General features: G+C 61.4%; 3 protein-coding genes. All 3 read left to right on the forward strand.

What is annotated here, in order from left to right; genetic code table 11:
- Window positions 1-620, forward strand: a 620-nt coding sequence (locus ASD32_RS30260) for a M24 family metallopeptidase (protein WP_200953598.1), incomplete at its 5' end; no start/stop codon positions are given.
- A 12-nt stretch (window positions 621-632) separates the two neighbouring features.
- A complete protein-coding gene (locus ASD32_RS13715) occupies window positions 633-1,589 on the forward strand; it encodes a LysR family transcriptional regulator (protein WP_060638578.1) in 957 nt (318 codons plus the stop codon).
- A gap of 97 nt (window positions 1,590-1,686) precedes the next feature.
- A partial coding sequence (locus ASD32_RS30680) for an FAD-dependent oxidoreductase (RefSeq protein ID WP_244490168.1) occupies window positions 1,687-2,249 on the forward strand: 563 nt, incomplete at its 3' end.

Here is a 2,249-nt window from a genome sequence, read left to right on the forward strand (position 1 = left end):
TGCGCGAAACCATCGCTGTCGGCATCAGCCGCGACGAACTGGCAAGCACCTGGGAGAAAGGCGCCCGCGCGGAGGCGGCATTGCGCAACGTTCAGAACCTCACCGGGGTCTGGGAATATATCTCCGTCGGCGAGAATCCGTGGACGAAGGGCGGCATCATCGCGCACGGCGATCTGATCAAGGTCGATGTCGGCTGTTTGATGTCAGGCTATACATCCGATACCGGCCGCACTTTTGTATGCGGCACACCCTCCACGCTTCAGGCCAGCCTGTTTGCAGCTCTGCAAACCGCCTATGACGCCGGCTTGCCGCTGTTAAAACCTGGCATCGCCATGAGCGAGGTGCACCGGGTGACGACCGAAGCGATGGGCAAGGCGGGCTTTCCTGGCTACACGCGCGGTCATTTCGGCCATGGGCTGGGCGCCGGTCTTGGCAGCGAGGAATGGCCGTTCCTGTCGCGGCAATCGGATGTGATCATTGAGCCGGGCATGGTGCTGGCTTTCGAGACTCCATGGTATGTCGATGGTGCCGGCGGCATGATCATCGAGAATCAGCTGCTGATCACTGCGGATGGCCACGAGATCATGAACCGGCTACCGTCCGGCCTCGTCTCCCTCTGATCGTGGGTTGCCATGCCTGACAATCGCCTCGAACGTTTCGCCCATAATCTCGACTGGAACCTGTTGCGCACCTTCGTTGTCGTGGTCGAGGAAGGCAGCATCACGGCAGCGGCCAACCGGCTTTTGTTGCAGCAGCCCGCCGTCAGCATGGCGCTGAAACGGCTGGAACAGACCGTCGGCCAGAAATTGATCGACCGCCGCCCGGGCCGCTTCGATCTGACGGAGGCGGGCGAAAAGCTGCACCGCCAATGCCGCGACATCTTTGCCGCAGTGGTGCGTCTGCCGAATGCGCTGGAAACCGCAGGCGACGATATTACCGGCCATGTCAGCATCCATTCCGTCAGCCACGCGCATAATCCGGCCTGGGACCACAAGCTTGAAAGCTTCTTCCGGCTCTATCCAAAGGTGACACTCAGCATCACCGTGGAAACCACCGTCAGCGTCATCAGCGCGGTCGAGCGCAACATCGCCACCATCGGCCTCTGCGACGGCAATATTCCCGACGCGCTCGGCAAGACTTTTCATATCCGCGAGCAATACGGGCTCTATTGCGGCCGGGGTCACCGGCTGTTCGGCGTTAAGGGGGCGGCGCTGAACGCACTGCGCGGCGACCCCTATATTGCTTTCATCGCCGATGTTCTCGGCGGCCAGCACATGAATGCCATTACTGCCGTGCGCGCCATGGGTTCCTTCGGCCAGCAGGTCCGGGCCGTCTCCTGCAATGTCGAGGAAGTGCTGCGCCTGATCGCGGCCAATACCGGCATCGGCATGGTGCCCGACCACCTGGCGGCACCGGGCCTTGCGGCGGGCGATCTCTGGCAATTGCCGCCGTATGAACTCCTGCCGACCACGGATGTGTTTCGCATCACCAACCCCAATGCCATTCTCAATCCTGCGGAAAACGCTTTCCTGCGCCATGTGGCAGAGACCGAGCCGCTGGACCACAGCCGTCAGCATCAATCTGCCTGATAGTCCGCTTCGAGACTATAAATTTGAACATTGGAAATCCTGCGTCTAGGGTCCGGCTGCGCGATGGGAGATCGCGGGGGCAAAAGGGCAGGCGGACATGCAGACATTCGACGTGGCGATCATTGGCGGCGGCATTGCCGGCCTGTCACTTGCTCATTTCCTCAGCCCGCATCGCTCCGTCATGGTTCTCGAACGGGAAACGGCGCTCGGCTATCACAGCACCGGCCGCTCCGCCGCCGAATTCGTGCTGCGTTACAATGCGCCCGAGATCTGCGGCCTCGCCACCCTCGCCAAGACTTTCTTCGACACGCCGCCGGAGGGATTTTCGGACATCCCGCTTCTGAAGCAACGCGGCGGCGTGATGATCGCCAGCGCTGAAAAAGCCACGCGCCTTGACGAGATGTTCCGCGCCGAGCTTGCTTTCACGCCTGAACTCGAGCTGCTTGATGAAGAAGACATGCTTGCCCGGTTGCCGATCCTGAAACCAGGCTATGCGGCAGCAGCATTTTATGATCCCAATTTCTGGGATATCGAGGTCGAAAGCCTGCTGCAAGGCTATGTGAAGGCCGCGCGCCGCAACGGCACTGAGATCCGCGAGCGCCACGCGGTCATCTCCGCCAGCCATGACGGCCAGACGTGGACCATCGAGACATCGGCGGG

The sequence above is a fragment of the Rhizobium sp. Root483D2 genome, from assembly GCF_001426685.1.
GTDB classification, from domain to species: Bacteria; Pseudomonadota; Alphaproteobacteria; order Rhizobiales; family Rhizobiaceae; genus Pararhizobium; species Pararhizobium qamdonense.

Bases quoted from the DNA above. Each gene is read 5' to 3' on its own strand.
- ASD32_RS13715 (WP_060638578.1), top strand. From the start codon at position 633: ATGCCTGACAATCGCCTCGAACGTTTCGCCCATAATCTCGACTGGAAC.